Source organism: Streptomyces sp. DH41 (assembly GCF_029813785.1).
Lineage (GTDB): Bacteria > Actinomycetota > Actinomycetes > Streptomycetales > Streptomycetaceae > Streptomyces.
Genome location: NZ_JARVKY010000004.1, coordinates 64,856 through 80,457, shown reverse-complemented (window position 1 = coordinate 80,457; position 15,602 = coordinate 64,856). Strand labels below are relative to the sequence as shown.

General features: G+C 71.1%; 17 protein-coding genes. 11 read left to right on the top strand and 6 right to left on the bottom strand.

Annotation, left to right across the window (positions count from 1 at the left end; all coding sequences use genetic code 11):
• The first annotated feature begins 95 nt into the window (after positions 1-95).
• On the top strand, positions 96-1,295 hold the full coding sequence (aztD, locus tag QC283_RS09090; protein ID WP_279560873.1) for a zinc metallochaperone AztD: 1,200 nt from the start codon (positions 96-98) through the stop codon (positions 1,293-1,295).
• Between the two features lie 89 nt (positions 1,296-1,384).
• Here the strand turns inward: aztD and QC283_RS09085 are convergent, their stop codons facing one another.
• Both QC283_RS09085 and malX read right to left on the bottom strand, forming a co-directional pair.
• Positions 1,385-2,605, bottom strand: coding sequence for a MalY/PatB family protein (locus QC283_RS09085; RefSeq protein WP_279560872.1), 1,221 nt, complete (start codon positions 2,603-2,605; stop codon positions 1,385-1,387).
• Positions 2,606-2,607: 2 nt separating this feature from the next.
• Positions 2,608-4,254 (bottom strand): maltose/glucose-specific PTS transporter subunit IIBC, encoded by a 1,647-nt coding sequence (gene malX / locus QC283_RS09080; RefSeq protein ID WP_279560871.1) that lies wholly within the window; start codon positions 4,252-4,254, stop codon positions 2,608-2,610.
• A gap of 303 nt (positions 4,255-4,557) precedes the next feature.
• On the opposite strand from malX, the gene QC283_RS09075 reads away from it, so the two are divergent.
• Positions 4,558-5,175 carry a TOPRIM nucleotidyl transferase/hydrolase domain-containing protein gene (locus tag QC283_RS09075; protein ID WP_279560870.1) on the top strand — a complete coding sequence of 206 codons (618 nt, stop codon included), beginning with the start codon at positions 4,558-4,560 and terminating at the stop codon, positions 5,173-5,175.
• Between the two features lie 112 nt (positions 5,176-5,287).
• On the opposite strand, the gene QC283_RS09070 is transcribed toward QC283_RS09075, so the two are convergent.
• The 3 genes from QC283_RS09070 to QC283_RS09060 are packed head-to-tail and all read right to left on the bottom strand — an operon-like array spanning position 5,288 to position 7,547.
• A complete protein-coding gene (locus QC283_RS09070) occupies positions 5,288-6,142 on the bottom strand; it encodes a biotin-dependent carboxyltransferase family protein (protein WP_279560869.1) in 855 nt (284 codons plus the stop codon).
• Positions 6,139-6,798 carry a 5-oxoprolinase subunit B family protein gene (locus QC283_RS09065; RefSeq protein WP_279560868.1) on the bottom strand — a complete coding sequence of 220 codons (660 nt, stop codon included), beginning with the start codon at positions 6,796-6,798 and terminating at the stop codon, positions 6,139-6,141. The genes QC283_RS09070 and QC283_RS09065 overlap by 4 nt, the downstream gene beginning before the upstream one ends.
• Positions 6,795-7,547 (bottom strand): LamB/YcsF family protein, encoded by a 753-nt coding sequence (locus QC283_RS09060; RefSeq protein ID WP_279560867.1) that lies wholly within the window; start codon positions 7,545-7,547, stop codon positions 6,795-6,797. The genes QC283_RS09065 and QC283_RS09060 overlap by 4 nt, the downstream gene beginning before the upstream one ends.
• A gap of 217 nt (positions 7,548-7,764) precedes the next feature.
• Between QC283_RS09060 and QC283_RS09055 the strand changes: the two genes are divergently transcribed.
• From QC283_RS09055 to QC283_RS09040, 4 genes are read left to right on the top strand one after another with little or no spacing between them, the layout of a single operon-like run.
• Positions 7,765-8,484, top strand: a complete 720-nt coding sequence (locus tag QC283_RS09055) for a DUF969 domain-containing protein (RefSeq protein ID WP_279560866.1) — start codon at positions 7,765-7,767, stop codon at positions 8,482-8,484.
• Positions 8,481-9,455, top strand: coding sequence for a DUF979 domain-containing protein (locus QC283_RS09050; protein WP_279560865.1), 975 nt, complete (start codon positions 8,481-8,483; stop codon positions 9,453-9,455). Before QC283_RS09055 ends, QC283_RS09050 begins: the two co-directional genes overlap by 4 nt.
• 56 nt (positions 9,456-9,511) lie before the next feature.
• Positions 9,512-10,162 (top strand): pyroglutamyl-peptidase I, encoded by a 651-nt coding sequence (gene pcp / locus QC283_RS09045; RefSeq protein ID WP_279560864.1) that lies wholly within the window; start codon positions 9,512-9,514, stop codon positions 10,160-10,162.
• Positions 10,162-11,175, top strand: a complete 1,014-nt coding sequence (locus tag QC283_RS09040) for a DUF2891 domain-containing protein (protein WP_279560863.1) — start codon at positions 10,162-10,164, stop codon at positions 11,173-11,175. Before pcp ends, QC283_RS09040 begins: the two co-directional genes overlap by 1 nt.
• A 58-nt stretch (positions 11,176-11,233) precedes the next feature.
• Here the strand turns inward: QC283_RS09040 and QC283_RS09035 are convergent, their stop codons facing one another.
• Positions 11,234-12,685: an amidase gene (locus QC283_RS09035; protein ID WP_279560862.1), complete on the bottom strand. Its 1,452-nt coding sequence runs from the start codon at positions 12,683-12,685 to the stop codon at positions 11,234-11,236.
• A 127-nt stretch (positions 12,686-12,812) separates the two neighbouring features.
• Here QC283_RS09035 and QC283_RS09030 point away from each other — a divergent pair, with 127 nt between their 5' ends.
• The 5 genes from QC283_RS09030 (at position 12,813) to QC283_RS09005 (ending at position 15,593) form a co-directional block, all read left to right on the top strand.
• On the top strand, positions 12,813-13,403 hold the full coding sequence (locus QC283_RS09030) for a TetR/AcrR family transcriptional regulator (protein ID WP_279560861.1): 591 nt from the start codon (positions 12,813-12,815) through the stop codon (positions 13,401-13,403).
• A gap of 89 nt (positions 13,404-13,492) precedes the next feature.
• Positions 13,493-13,828, top strand: coding sequence for a putative quinol monooxygenase (locus QC283_RS09025; protein ID WP_279560860.1), 336 nt, complete (start codon positions 13,493-13,495; stop codon positions 13,826-13,828).
• Positions 13,829-14,116: 288 nt separating this feature from the next.
• The gene (locus tag QC283_RS09015) at positions 14,117-14,869 is read left to right on the top strand and encodes an SOS response-associated peptidase (protein ID WP_279560859.1); all 753 of its coding nucleotides are present in this window, start codon (positions 14,117-14,119) and stop codon (positions 14,867-14,869) included.
• A 32-nt stretch (positions 14,870-14,901) separates the two neighbouring features.
• On the top strand, positions 14,902-15,204 hold the full coding sequence (locus QC283_RS09010) for an ArsR/SmtB family transcription factor (RefSeq protein ID WP_279560858.1): 303 nt from the start codon (positions 14,902-14,904) through the stop codon (positions 15,202-15,204).
• The gene (locus QC283_RS09005; RefSeq protein WP_279560857.1) at positions 15,201-15,593 is read left to right on the top strand and encodes a VOC family protein; all 393 of its coding nucleotides are present in this window, start codon (positions 15,201-15,203) and stop codon (positions 15,591-15,593) included. Before QC283_RS09010 ends, QC283_RS09005 begins: the two co-directional genes overlap by 4 nt.
• Positions 15,594-15,602: the final 9 nt, after the last annotated feature.

Here is a 15,602-nt window from a genome sequence, read left to right as displayed (position 1 = left end):
GCGCCCGCTCCCCAACCCCACGGACGCCGGCCGACCGGGCCGGATCCGCCACGCATCCCATGCCGCCACCGTGCGGCTCGGAAAGGAACACACCGGTGAACACGTCGATACGCAGGAGAGCCCTCACGGGCACGGCACTCGCTCTGGCGGTGTCCACGGTCCTGACCGCCTGCGGCGGGGAGGACTCCTCCACCGACGCCAAGGCCCATGACACCGCGAGCCCCACGCCCGCCGCGGCGGTCAAGGACCCGCTGGTCGCCACCTTCGAGGGCGGCCTCTACATCCTCGACGGCGAGACCCTCGAACTGGCCGGGACCGTCGAGCTGCCCGGCTTCAACCGGGTCAGCCCCGCGGGCGACGAGGACCACGTCATCGTCTCCACCGACAGTGGCTTCCGCGTCCTGGACGCCACCGGGCAGACCCTCACCGACATCGAGTACCAGGGCTCCAAGCCCGGCCACGTCGTCCGCCACGCGGGCAGGACAGCCCTCTTCACCGACGGCACCGGCGAGGTCAACGTCTTCGACCCCACCGGGCTCGGCACCGGCAAGAAGCCCGCCACCCGCACCTACACCTCCGCCGAGCCGCACCACGGCGTCGCCATCGAGCTGGAGAACGGCGAACTCCTCAGCACGCTCGGCACCGATGAGAAGCGCACGGGCGCGCTGGTGCTGGACAAGAACAACAAGGAGATCGAGCGCAACGAGAAGTGTCCCGGTGTGCACGGTGAGGCGGCGGCCCGGAACGAAGCCGTCGCCTTCGGCTGCGAGGACGGCGTACTGATCTACAAGGACGGCCGGTTCACCAAGGTCGACGCCCCCGACGACTACGGCCGCATCGGCAACCAGGCGGGCAGCGACGCCTCCCCGGTCCTCCTGGGCGACTACAAGAGCGACCCCGAGGCCGAGCTGGAACGGCCGACCCGCGTGTCCCTCATCGACACCGAGAAGGCGACGCTGCGCCTGGTCGACCTGGGCACCAGCTACTCCTTCCGCTCGCTGGCCCGCGGCCCCGAGGGCGAGGCGCTCGTCCTCGGCACCGACGGCGCGATCCGCGTGATCGACCCGGTCAGCGGTGAGATCGACAAGAAGATCCCCGTGGTGGGCGAGTGGCGGGAGCCGCTGGACTGGCAGCAGCCCCGGCCCACCCTGTTCGTCCGCGGCGGCACCGCCTACGTCTCCGAGCCCGGCAAGAAGGCCCTGCACGCCGTCGACCTCGCGACCGGCGAGAAGACCACCTCCGTCACCTTGCCGCAGAGCACCAACGAGCTCTCGGGCGTCGTAGCGGGACACTGACCCGCCGCCCCGGCCCGCGGCGGACCGAGGACCGGGGGTGGCGGCCACCGGCGCCCGTGGACCGATTTCCCGGGTGGCCGGTGGACCGCTCAGGACGGGGTCGTCGCCCCCTCCGGCCGGGTGATCCGGCGCAACGCCCGCACCAGGGCCTCGACACCCGCCTCCGCCTTCGACCGAGGGCACCCGACGTTGAGCCGCACGCGTCCCGGGCAGCCGTAGGTGGCCCCCGGCATGACGGCCACCTTCTCCACCTCCACGAGGTCGCGCTGAAGCGCGTCGTCGTCGACGCCGAGCGGCCGCAGGTCGATCCAGGCCAGGTATCCCGCCTGCGGAGGCTCCCAGCCGAGCTGGGGGAACTCCTCACGGAGACGGCCGGCCACCATCGCGAGGTTGCCCGCGAGGTATCCGCGCAGGGCGTCCAGCCAGGGCGCTCCCTCGCGGTACGCGGCGATGTGGCCGACCAGGGACAGCACCGCGGGGGAGGAGAGACCGTCCGCCTCCTTGAGCCGGCGCAGGTAGGCCTCGCGTGTCGCGGGATCGCGGATGATTCCGTAACTGCCGGTCAGCGCGGGGATGTTGAACGACTTGGAGGCCGAGGTGAGCACGGCCCAACGACCGTCGCCGCCGTGCCGGGCCCAGGGCCGGTGGACGTGCGGGGCATACGCGAGGTCGGAGTGGATCTCGTCGCTGATGACCGCCACGTCGTACCGCGCGCACAGCCGGGCCATCCGGTCCAGTTCGTCCGCCGACCACACCCTGCCCGTCGGATTGTGCGGTGAGCACAGCAGCAGTACGGCCGTGTCGTCGAGCGCCAGGAGCCGCTCCAACTCCGCCCAGTCGTCCATCGGACACCGCCGGAGCCGACGCCCGTGGGCCGCCACCGTCTTGGGGAACGCGTCGTACATGGGTGTGTGGACGACCACGCCGTCACCGGGGCGCGACCACAGCCGCAGCAGCTGCGAGACCTGGTAGACGACGGAGGGCGCGTAGACGACCGACTCGGGCGCCACGTCCGTGGCGTGCCGCGTCGCGTACCAGTGGACGATCGCGGAGAGGAAGTCGTCCTGGCGCCACCGCGAGTAGCCGAGGACCCCGTGGTCCAGGCGTGCGCGGAGTGCCGCGATGACCTCCGGGGCGGTCTCGAAGTCCATGTCGGAGATCGTGAAAGGCAGCAGATCAGGCACGCCGAAGCGGTCTTCGACGTAGTCCCACTGCGTGCACCAGGTGCCGTGCCGGTCCACCGGGGTGTCGAAGTCGTAGGGCGCAGGCGAGGTGCCGCGGACAGGGTGGCCGGCGGGGGAGGAGGTCATGGTCAGCCCACCGGGATCATCGTGGCGATGGCGTCCTTCACCGACTGGACCTGCGGGCCGATGACGACCTGCACGTTGTGGCCGTCGAGTTTGATGACTCCCACGGCCCCCAGCTTCTTCAGCCGTGCCTCGTCGACCCGTTCGGCGTCCTGGACCGTCATCCGCAGACGTGTGATGCAGTTGTCCAGGGACCGGATGTTGTCGGCGCCGCCGATCGCGTCGAGGATGGCGGCGGCGTCGTACTTCCCCGCGACCAGCTCACGCTCGGGTCCCGCCGCCTCGTCCGGGGCGGCGTCCTCCACCTCGTCCCGTTCGTTCTCGTTCCGTTCGTCCCCGTCCTGTTCGTCCCCGTCCTGTGCCGAGAGGTCCTCGCGCCCGGGAGTCCTCAGGTCGAAGCGGGTGATCGCCCAGCGGAACAGGAAGTAGTACACGGTGAACCACACCGCCGCGATCACCGGCACGAGATACCACTTGGTCGTCGAGCCCTGCAGGACGCCGAAGACGATCCAGTCGATGACATTGCCGTCGGTGTTCCCGATGAAGACGCCGAGCCCGGCCGCCGTGAGGAACCCGAGTCCGACCAGAACCGCGTGGATGGCGTACAGCCACGGGGCGACGAAGAGGAACAGGAACTCCAACGGCTCCGTGATGCCACCCACTACGCAGGCCACGACACCCGACACGAGCAGCGCCTTGATCTCGGGGCGCATCCGCCGGTTCGCGCAGTGGTACATCGCGAGCGCGGCGCCCGGGAGGCCGCCCAGATAGGCCGCCATCTTGCCCTGGGAGAGGAAGTGCGTGGCGTCGGTGACCGCGCTGTTCGGGGCGGCCGAGCAGTCCAGCTGGGCGTAGAACATGTTCAGGGCGCCGGAGACCTGGTCGCCGCACACGGTTCCCGCACCGCCGACGTCCGTGAAGCGGAACATGGCCACGAGGATGTGGTGCAGCCCGATCGGCCGCAGCAGCACCTCTCCCATGCCGAAGAAGAACGGCCCGAACACCCCGGTGTGTCCGATGCCCCGGCCCACGGCGGTGATCCAGCCGTTGAAGGTCGGCCAGAGCAGCGGGATGAGCAGGCCGAGCACGCTCAGGACCAGGGCCGAGACGATCGGGACGAAGCGCAGCCCGCCGAAGAAGGCCAGCGCGTCAGGCATCCGTTGGGTGCGAAAGCGCCGGTGGAGAAGGCTGACAACGATGCCAACGGCCACGGCGCCGAGAAGCCCGGTGTCGATGGACCGCACACCCAGCACGTCGGCTATGCCGTAGTGCTCGATCGCCTTCTCGTCCTCGAAGTCGACGCCCTTGGCGGTGAGGTAGAAGTTCACCGCCAGATTCATGGCGGCGAAGCCGACGAAACCCGAGAAGGCGGCCACCCCCTTGTCCTCACGGGCGAGACCGAGCGGGATCGCCATCGCGAAGAGGACGGGCAGGAAGGTGAAGGCGACCAACCCGGTGTTGGCCATCCACGTGAAGACGAGGTGCCAGCCCTCGCCCTTCAGGAAGGCAACGTTGTCAGTGACGGCCTCGCTGGAGAGCGAGGAACCGATGCCCAGCATGATGCCGCAGAACGCGAGCAGGGCCACCGGCAGCATGAACGTCTTGCCGAGTCCCTGGAGGAATTCCCAGAGCGCGGCCTTGGTCTTCTGCATGAGTACGGAACTTTCGAGCCTGGGGGGACGGGCCCGGACGCTCGCCGTGGCGATGCGGGGCCCACGGGCACAGCGAGTGGCGGAAGACATGACGTGGGGGCCGGCCGTCCTCGCGCGGCACCTGGGATCACCTGTGACCGCGCCAAGCAGGACCGTTCCGCCGTACGGATCACATCACAGCGGGTCGGCGACTGTCCATGGAGGCGGCTGCTCCCGCTTGCCGCGCCGGGCCCTGAGCGGTCCGCCCCGTGCCGCGACGGGAAATCACTACCGTGGCGGCCGGGAAAGGCGGAGACTCGTCTCATGACTGACATGGGGGCGTTCCGCGAGGCGGTCATCCAGTGGGCGCCGGGTGGCCCGGACACCCCCGCGCGTGAGCTCGCGGCGCGCCTGCCCGTCCGGGCGGTGGTCCTGCTGGAAGGCCCGAGCGACGTCGCCGCGGTAGGCGCGCTGGCCGCGGCGCACGGCCGGGACCTGGAGGAAGAAGGAGTGTGCGTCCTGTCGATGGGCGGCGCGATGAACGTCGGACGCTTCGCGCGCTTCCTCGGACCGACCGGTCTGGGGCTCCGCCTCACCGGACTCTGCGACGAGAGGGAGCACCCCTACTACGACCGAGCCCTGGAGCGGGCCGGCGCGGCAGACCACCGGTACTTCGTGTGCGCGGCGGATCTGGAGGACGAGCTCATCCGCGCGCTGGGCGTGCCACGGGTGGAGGAACTCGTCCGGGCCGAGGGCGACATGCGAGCCCTGCGGACCTTCCTTCGCCAACCCGCGCAGCAGGGCCGCACCGCGCGGCAGCAGTTGCGCCGCTTCCTCGGCACGAAGAAGGGGCGCAAGATCCACTACGCCGGCGTCCTGGTCGGAGCCCTCGACCCCGACCGCGTACCCGCCCCGCTCGACGACCTGCTCACCAGCCTCTGACCGTCGGCACCCGCTCCGGTGAGCCGGGCCGTCGCGACGACCGGATGCGCCTGCGGCCGGGCTTCGCCGACGACTGCCAGGGACCAGGCTCTCGTACTTCGTCGCCGGGGCCTCAGCCGAGCGTGAAGCGCACCGGTGTCCCGACCGCGGCCTGGGCGGCCGCCGCCAGGGCGGGTTCCGCGACGACCGCGACGACCGGGTAGCCACCAGTCGTGGGGTGGTCGTGCAGGAAGATCACAGGGCGTCCGTCCGGCGGGACCTGAACGGCGCCCAGGACGACGCCCTCACTGGGCAGTTCACCCGCCGAAGCCCGTTCCAGCGGCGGCCCCTCGGTACGCAGGCCGATCCGGTTGCTGTGCGGGGAGACGCGGTACGTGGCCGAGGTGAGGGTACGCAGGGCGGCCGGCGCGAACCAGTCGGCGCGGGGGCCGAGGCGTACCGGAAGGACGAGTTCGGCGGGCGGTCCGGGCCAGGGAGCGGCGACGGACAGTGCCACCGGCCGGGGGAGACCCACCGGTACGACGTCCCCGTCCCGCAGGGGCTCGGGGCCCAGCCCCGAGAGCAGATCCGTCGAGCGGCTGCCGAGGACGGGATCGGTCGCGATGCCCCCGGCCACCGCCACGTACGAGCGCACGCCCGCGGTCGCCGTTCCCACGTTCAGAACCGCACCCGCGGGCACCCGCACGGGCGCCCCCCAGGCGGCAGGACGTCCGTCCACGGTGACTGGGCAGTGCGCGCCGCCGACCACCGCGGTCATGGCTCGGTCGGGTCTGAGGGCGCAGCCGGTCAGGGTGGTCTCCAGGACGGCGGCGTCCGGGTCGTTGCCGAGCAGCCGGTTGGCGAGCCGCATCGCGGGCGCGTCCAAGGCGCCGGAGCGGGGAACTCCCAGGTGGGCGTAGCCGCGCCGCCCGGCGTCCTGCACCGTGGTGAGGGCGCCGGAGCGCACGGTCGTGAGCTTCGCCGTCATCCCGTGCCTCCCGGGGCGGCGTCCGCTGTGACGAAGCGCACGCGTGTCCCCGGTGCGAGGAGCGCCGCCCGCTCCCGCGCGGGGTCCCACAGGGAGCCCGCGTCCGGCATGGTGCCGATCAGCTGCCAGCCGCCCGGCGTGGAGCGGGGGTAGACGGCGCTGTAGGGGCCGGCCAGGGCGACCGCGCCCGCCGGGACCCGGGTCCTGGGCGTGGCCCTGCGGGGCACGTGCAGCTCGGCGGGAAGACCGGTGAGGTAGGCGAAGCCGGGTGCGAAACCGCAGAACGCGACACGGTAGGCGTGGGCGGTGTGGCGTGCGGCGACCTCCTCGGGGGCGACACCCCACACCGCCGCCACGTCGGCCAGGTCCGGCCCGTCGTAGCGCACCGCGATCTCCACGAGGTCCCCGTCGTCGTCGGCGCCCGGCGCCACCTCCCACCCGGTGAGCCGGCGCGCCAGCGCGTCCGGGTCCGGCACCCCGTCCAGCAGGACGGTCCGCGCTCCCGGCACGATCTCTTCCACGGGAGGCAGGGACCCGGCCGCCCGCCGCCGCAGCACTTCGGCGTGGAAGGCCGCGGTGCGCTCGGCGTCGGGCAGTTCGACGAGCAGCGCGTGGCGGCCGGCGGGACGCACGGTGAGCGACCGGCTCTCCGTCATGCGAACGCTCCGATCCCGACCCCCGACGACTCCAGCGCCTCACGCACCCGCGCCGCGATCCTGGCCGCGTTCGGGGTGTCGCCGTGCACGCACAGGGACCGGGCGGCGACCGCGACGGTCGTCCCGTCCACGGCCTCGACCTCGCCCCGTACGGCGAACGCCAGCGCGCGCCGTACCACCGCGTCCTCGTCCGTCACCACGGAGCCCGCCTCCCGGCGGGGGACGAGTGTGCCCCGAGCGGTGTAGGCGCGGTCCGCGAAGGCCTCGGGCACGCAGGTGAGCCCGGCCTCGCCCGCGGCGGTGAGCAGCAGCGAGCCGGGGAGGCCGAGTACGGGCAGCGCACCGCCCGCGAGCCGGACCCCGGCCACGACGGCACGGGCCTGCTCGGCGTCGTGGACGGTGCGGTTGTAGAGCGCGCCGTGCGGCTTCACGTAGGCCACTTCGGACCCGGCGGCTTCGGCGAACACCCGGAGCGCGCCGATCTGGTACGCCACCTCGGCCGCCAGTTCACCGGCGGGCACGTCCATGGCGCGCCGTCCGAAGCCCGCCAGGTCGCGGTAGGACACCTGGGCTCCGATCCGCACCCCGCGCTCGGCGGCGAGGTCGCAGACGCGGCGCATCACCGACGGGTCGCCCGCGTGGAAACCGCAGGCGACGTTGGCGCTGGTGACGACGGAGAGAAGGGCGTCGTCGTCGGTGAGGGTCCAGCGGCCGAAGCCCTCACCGAGGTCTGCGTTGAGGTCGATCACACTCCGAACGTAATCGATTGTTGAACGATCCGACAAGACATCGGCGGACATCGTGAGTGGAGAGGGTTCCGAGATTCACCTCTTGTTAGATCGTTCAACGATCGCTAGTGTCCGTGCATCTGCCACGCATCTGGAGCTATGGTCCCCGGACCGATGAAGTCATGGCTCCGCAGCTTCCGGGTCCGTGCTCTGCCCCCTCATGCCTGAAGGCCACCGAATGATTGTTCTCCTCGGTGTGGTCGTGGTGATCCTCGGATTCGTCACGCGCCGCAACCCCGTCCTTGTGGTGGGCGTCGCCGGTATCGTCACCGGACTGCTCGGCAAGATGAGCCCTCTGGAGGTCCTCGCGGCCTTCGGCCGGTCCTTCGCCGACAGCCGCTCGGTCACCGTCTTCGCCATCGTGCTCCCGGTGATCGGCCTGCTGGAGCGCTACGGCCTGCGCGAACAGGCCCGCAATCTCATCGGTCGGCTCGGCAAGCTCAGCGCGGGCCGGTTCCTCACCGTCTACCTGCTGGTCCGGCAGGTCACCGCGGCCTTCGGCCTGAACAGCATCGGCGGCCCGGCGCAGACCGTGCGGCCCCTGGTGGCCCCCATGGCCGAGGCCGCCGCCGAACGCTCCACGGGGGCCAAACTGCCCGACCGCCTGCGCGAGAAGGTGCGCTCCTACTCCGCGTCGGCCGACACCGTCGGCGTCTTCTTCGGCGAGGACTGCTTCATCGCGATCGGATCCATCCTGCTGATCACCGGTTTCGTGAACTCCACCTACCAGCAGGAGATCGAACCGACCCAGCTGGCCCTGTGGGCGATCCCGCTAGCGGTCTGCGCCTTCGTCATCCACGGCGCCAGGCTGCTGCTCCTGGACCGGCAACTGGAGCGTGAGATGGCGCAGGCCGCCGCCGAGCACGACCTGCCGCTTCCCGAGGGGGCCGACAAGTGATCAAGGTCGAATGGCTCTACTGGCTGATAGGCCTCGTCTTCGTCGTCATGGCGGTGCAGATGGCCGCCGACCGCAGCAACCCCAAGCGGTGGACGTCCGCCGCGTTCTGGGGCCTGCTCGGTCTCACCTTCCCCTACGGCACCGGCGTCGCCAACGCCACCGCCGGCAACGGTGACTGGACCCTGCCCGCCGAACCGCTCGGTGTCGCGGTCCTCACCCTGATCGTGCTCGCCGGTTTCAACTTCCTCGGCAAGGGCGTCCCGGTCACCACCACCGGAGAACAGCGTGAGGCCTCCGCCACCCGGCTCGGCAGCAGGATCTTCATCCCCGCCCTCACCATCCCGCTCGTCGCGATCGTCTGCGCCTCCGTGCTGGACGAGTCCGGACTGTTCGAGACGGGCAAGGCCACGCTCCTCGGACTCGGCCTCGGATGCGTCGTCGCGCTCGTCGTCGGCATGCTGGTCACCGGCGAGCGCAAGCTCTCCGTCCCGATCCACTCCGGCCGCTCCATGCTGGAGGCGATGGGCTCCGCCCTGATCCTGCCCCAACTGCTGGCCGTACTCGGCTCGATCTTCGCCGCCGCCGGAGTCGGCACACAGGTCGGCGACATCGTGAACAACGTCCTGCCCGACGACTCCAAGTACCTCGCCGTCATCGCGTACTGCGTCGGCATGTTCCTGTTCACCGTCATCATGGGCAACGCCTTCGCCGCCTTCCCGGTGATGACCGCGGCGATCGGCTGGCCCGTGCTCATCCAGGACATGCACGGCAACGAGCCCGCCGTCCTCGCGATCGGCATGCTGGCCGGCTTCGCCGGCACCCTCTGCACGCCGATGGCGGCCAACTTCAACATCGTCCCGGCCACCCTGCTCGAGCTCAAGGACCAGTACGGACCGATCAAGGCGCAACTGCCGACGGGCATCGCGCTCCTCGGCTGCTGCACCGTCATCATGTCGCTCTTCGCGTTCTGAGCATCCGCTCCGGCCCCTCGTCCGACCGGCGCCCGTACGACCCGCAAGGAATGCCCATGACCCGAGTCCTCATCACCGGCTTCGCCCCCTTCGGCGGCGAGAGCGTGAACCCGTCCTGGCGGGCGGCGACCCTGGTGGCCGCCGAACCGCCCGCCGGGCTCACGGTCACCGCCACCGAACTGCCCTGCGTCTTCGGCAAGTCCCTCGACACCCTGCGCGACGCCATCCGCGCGAAAGCCCCCGACCTGGTGCTCTGCCTGGGCCAGGCGGGCGGACGCCCCGGCGTCACCGTCGAACGCGCCGGCCTCAACCTCGACGACGCGCGCATCCCCGACAACGCCGGCCGGCAGCCCATCGACGAACCGGTGATCGCGGACGGCCCCGCCGCCTACTTCTCCACCCTCCCCGTCAAGGCCTGCGTCGCCGCGATGCGGGAGGCCGGTGTCCCGGCCGCGGTCTCCAACACGGCCGGCACCTTCGTCTGCAACCACGTGGCCTACGGCCTCGGTCACCTCATCGCCACCGAGTTCCCGCACATACGGGGCGGTTTCGTGCACGTGCCCTGGGCGCCGGAGCAGGTCACCGACGGCACCGCGCCGTCCCTGCCACCCGCCACCGTCGCCCACGGCCTGCGCGCCCTGCTGGTCACAGCCGCCGGCACACCGCCGGAGCAGGACCTGAAGGTCACCGAAGGAGCCACCCACTGATGCCGCTCAGCGCCTACGCGGCCCCCTTCGCCGGGCTCGCCCTCGCCAACATCACCCGCGAGTACCCCAACTTCCTCGCCCACCTGATCACCTCACCCGACGAGCGCCCGGCTCCCCGCTCCCTGCATCCCGCCTTCTACGGTGCCTACGACTGGCACTCCTCGGTCCACATGCACTGGCTGCTCGTCCGCCTGCTCCGCCGGCACGGCGGTACGCCCGTACTGCCGGACACGGGGCCGGCCGTCGACGTGCTCGACCGGCACCTCACCCCCGGCAATCTCGCCGTCGAAGCCGCCTACCTCCGTGACCGACCCTCCTTCGAGCGGCCCTACGGCTGGGCCTGGCTGCTCGCGCTCACCGCCGAGTGCCGGGCTCACCGGGGCGCGGCGGGCGCCCGCTGGGCCGAGGCACTGACGCCGGCCGTCGAAGCCGTCGACCGACTGCTGGCCGACTGGCTGCCCAAGGCCACGTATCCGGTACGCCACGGCAACCACCCCAACAGCGCCTTCGCGCTGGGCCTCGCGCTCGACTCGGGAGAACTGTCGGCCGCGACCGACCGAGCCGTGAGGGAACGCCTGCTCGCCTGGTTCACCGACGACCACGACGCGCCCGCGCACTGGGAACCGTCGGGACAGGACTTCCTCTCCCCGGCGCTGAGCGAGGCCGACGCGATGCGCAGGGTGCTCCCGAAGGACAGGTTCCCGCAGTGGCTCGACGGCTTCCTGCCCGCGCTGGGTTCCGGTGTTCCCTGTCCACTCCTGGACGTACCGGTCGTCTCCGATCACGCCGACCCGCAGATCGGCCATCTGCTCGGCCTGACTCTCAGCAGGGCGGCCGCGCTGCGCTCCCTCGCGGACGCCCTGCCCGACGGACCGGTCCGCACCCGCATGGACGAGGCGGCCCGGGCGCACCTGTCGGCGGGGCTGCCGGCGGTGGAACGCGGTGACTTCACCACCGACCACTGGCTGGCGACCTTCGCCGCCCTGGCTCTGGACCCGGTCGCCCACGGCTGAACGGGTGCCGGGGGCCACGGCGCCGAAGAGCCCGGCGGCTTCGCACCTGAAGCACTTCTCAGCGGTCCGTGGGGCTCCCCGCCCACACCGTCGGTGTCCGGCCCGACCACGGGGCCGCTCGCTCGAGTTGGCCGGCGAGGCGGAAGAGGCGGCCTTCGAGTCCGTAACCGGCGGCGAACTGCATACCGACCGGGAGGCCCGTTTGGGCATCGGCCGTCACCGGCACGGACATGGCGGGCGTACCCGCCACGTTGAACGGCATGGTGAACGGCGAGCGGTCGTTGAGGCGGTCGATCCAGCCGAGGCCGTCCAGTTCCTGCGCGCCCTCGCCATAGGTGTCCAGCGGCATCGGAAGCTCCGGCAGGGTCGGGGTGAGCAGTATGTCGTAGGCGTCGAAGCACCGTGCCAGACTCCGGGCGACCCGGTTCCGGATCGCGAGAGCGGTGACGAACTGGGCGCCGGAGACCCGCTGCCCGTAGTGGTAGCCGGCAAGGGTCACCGGCTCCAGGGTCGAGGAGTCGACGGGACGGTCGAAGGCGCCGGCCAACTCGTCGACCGAGGCCGTGAGATGCGCCGTCATCAGACGGGCGTTGGCAAGGACGAAGTCCTCCCAGCCGGCCCCGAGCTCCACCTTGGCCTCCTCCACCTGGTGGCCGAGTGACTCGAGCAGACCCGCGGTGCGGGAGAGGGCGTCGGCCACAGGTGGCGCGGTCCGGCGTCCGCCCCACGCATGGGTGAGGACGCCGATCCGCAGCGAGCCCGGGTGGCGGGTGACTTCCTCCGTGTACGGACGGGGCGGCTCCTGGGCGAAGTAGGGATCGCCCGGCTCCGGCCCGCGCATCTGGTCGAGCAGTGCCGCACTGTCCCGTACCGTGCGGCTGACACAGCCGTGCACGGCCAGACCGCTGAACGTCTCGTCGGCGGCGGGGCCCATGGAGACCCGGCCACGGGTGGGCTTCAGCCCGAAGAGGCCGTTGTAGGCGGCGGGTATGCGGAGCGAGCCGGCGGCGTCGGTGGCGTGTGCGAGGGGAACCACCCCGGCAGCGACCGCCGCGCCCGCGCCCCCGCTGGACCCGCCCGCGCTCCGCTCCGGGTCCCACGGGTTGCGGGTCGGGCCGTACAGCACTGGTTCCGTCGTGATGCTGTAGGCCATCTCCGGCGTCGCGGTACGCCCGAACGTCACGAGGCCGGCTCGGCGAAAGCGCAGCATGAGGAAGGAGTCGGAGCCGGCGACGTTGCCGGCCGCGAGACGGCTGCCCAGCTCCGTTCGCCTCCCGGCCATGGAGACTCCGATGTCCTTGATCAGGAAGGGGACTCCGGCCAGCGGTGAGCTGCCGGTGCTGGGCCCGTCGTCGGCCGGCCAGGTCTCCACGACCGCGTTGATCCGCGGATTGACCGCCTGCGCGGCCTCGCGTGCGGTTGCTTCCAGTTCGGCGGGGGACACCTCGCCCTTCGCCACCAGCTCCGCGAGTCCGACCGCGTCGAAGTTCACGTATTCGGCGATTCTCACTGTCACCCTCCATCGAAACGAGCGATACCACTGGGTCCCTGATGATACCGAGCGGTATCGCATGGGACGGGCTGGTACCGTAACAGGAATGGAAAGGCCCGAACCCACCGGACGTCACGGAGCAGTCATGACATCGACCGCCGGCAGGCCGAGCAGAGTCGCGAAACTGCCCCCCCGCGAACGGATCCTCGACGCCGCGGAAGAGCTCTTCCAAAGCGAGGGGATCAGGCGGGTGGGCGTCCAGGCGATCGCCGAGCGGGCCGAGACCACCAAAATGGCGATCTACCGGCACTTCGAAACCAAGGACGCGCTGGTCGCGGAGTGGCTGCGCATCGTCGCCGCCGACTACCGGGCGGCCTTCGACCGCGTCGAGGCCGAGAACCCGGGCCGGCCCAGGGAGCAGATCCTGGGGCTGGCCCGCTTCATCGCCGAGGGGTTGCCGGCCATCTCGCACCGGGGCTGCCCGTTCATCAACTCCATCGCCGAACTGCCCGACCGCTCCCATCCCGCACGACAGGTGATCGAGAAGCACAAGGCGGACCAGACCCGCAGACTGGTCGGCATGTGCACCGAGGCCGGCCTGCCCCGTCCGGAGCAGGCCGCGGCCGAGATCACTTTCGTACTCGAAGGCGCGCAGGTCAGCACGCAGAACGGAAGCATCGATCAGGTGGGCGACCGACTGATGGGAATCGTCGAGGGGATCGTCGACCGGCGCTGATCCTCCCCCGGCTCCTCCTTCGGCAGACCGTCCCACCGCTTTCCCGAGCGCCTGGCCGGCCACCGTCCGAACGCCCGAAAGGCCAGTCCATGATCTTCATCACCGCCAGGTTCCGCGTCCGGCCCGAAGACGCCGACGCCTGGCCCGACATCACCCGCGCCTTCACCGAGGCGACCCGCGCGGAGCCCGGGTGCCTCTGGTTCGACTGGTCCCGCGGCATCGACGACCCGACCGAGTACGTGCTGGTCGAAGCGTTCCGTGACGACGAGGCCGGTGCCGCGCACGTCGGTTCGGACCACTTCGCCGCGGCACGTGAGACGTTGCCGCCCCACCTGGTGGAAACGCCGCGCATCGTCAACGCGACGGTCCCACAGGAGGACTGGTCGCGGCTCGGGGAAATGGCGGTCCCGGGAGAAGAGGGCTGAGGCAGCGCCGCCGCGCTTTCGGTGGGGAGAGGAGGAGGTCCCGGCGGCGGCAACCGGCGTGCCGGCCGCTCGCGCGGCCCGTCAGCCGAGGTAGGTGGTGCGGCCCTCGTCGTCGAGCTCGAACGGTCCGTCGGGGATGACGCAGAACTCGTTGCCCTCCGGGCCGGCCGTCGCCAGGGACCCGCCGTCGGCGTACTCCTCGAGCCTGCGCCCGCGCTCGCTCGCCTGCCGGCCCCATCCCCTCCTCAGGAGCGTGCTCGCCCGGGCGGAAGGTGGGAAGGTGGACTCATGTGTGGCCGGTACGCGTCCACCCGTAGCCCCGAAGATCTGGCCGGGCTCTTCCGGGTCGCCGACCGGAGCGTCGAGAAGACCCTGGCGCCGAGCTGGAACGTGGCTCCGACCGACGACGTGTGGGCCGTCCTCGAGCGCATCTCGCGCGGCGCGGACGACGACGCGCGCCCGACGCGGCAGTTGCGGCCGCTGCGCTGGGGACTGGTGCCGTCATGGGCGAAGGACGTCCGGATCGGCGCCCGAATGATCAACGCACGGGTGGAGACCGTCCAGGAGAAGCCGGCCTTCCGTGCCGCGTTCGCCCGGCGCCGCTGCCTTCTTCCCGCCGACGGCTTCTACGAGTGGCAGCGGCTCGAGGACCCGAAGACGGGGAAGGTTCGCAAGCAGCCGTACTTCATCCACGCCGAGGACGACCGGGTGATGGCTCTGGCCGGGCTGTACGAGTACTGGCGCGACCCGGACGCCGGGCGGGACGACGGCGGGTCCGCCTGGTTGACGACCTGCACCGTCGTCACCACCCAGGCCACCGATGCCGCCGGCCGCGTGCATCCCCGGATGCCCCTGGCCGTCGCCGAGGAGCACTACGACGCCTGGCTCGACCCCGCCCACCAGGACCCGGAGGGGCTGCGCGGCCTGCTGAACCAGCCCGGCGACGGCCACCTGAACGCCCGCCCCGTCTCCACGGCGGTCAACAACGTCCGCAACGACGGTCCGCGGCTGCTGGAAGACGTAGGAGGCACCTCGACTTGATAGGCAAGTGAATCCTTGCCTATCCTGGGGTCGTGGCCGACGACCTCTTCAAAGCCCTGGCCGACCGCACACGTCGCACCATCCTCGACGAGCTCGCGGAGAAGTCCGGACAGACGCTGTTCGAGATCTGCTCGCGACTGAGCGTGAAGCACCAGCTCGGCATCTCGCGTCAGGGGGTCTCCCAGCACCTCGCCGTGCTGGAGGCCGCCGGGCTCGTCGAGACCAGGCGCGAGGGCCGGTACAAGTTCCACGACCTGAACACAACCCCGCTGAGGCGGATCACCGAGCGCTGGCTCGCACCCGCCACAGCCCGAACGGAAGAGAGCACCCCATGAAGATCAACATGACCAGTGTCTTCGTCGACGACCAGGCCAAGGCCCTGGGTTTCTACACGGAGGTTCTCGGCTTCGTGAAGAAGCACGACGAACCGGTGGGGGAGCAGGACCGGTGGCTGACGGTCGTCTCGCCCGACGAGCCCGGCGGCACCGAACTCCTCCTCGAGCCCGCCGGCCACCCGGCCGTCAAGACCTACCGCGACACGCTCGTCCAGGACGGCATTCCGCTCGCGCAGTTCGCCGTCGACGATGTGAAGGCGGAATACGAGCGCCTGCGCGATCTGGGCGTCCGCTTCACCCAGGAGCCTTTGGAGATGGGCCCCGTCACCGTCGCCGTCTTCGACGACACCTGCGGCAACCTCATCCAGATCGCGACACAGGCACAGTAGACGGCTCTC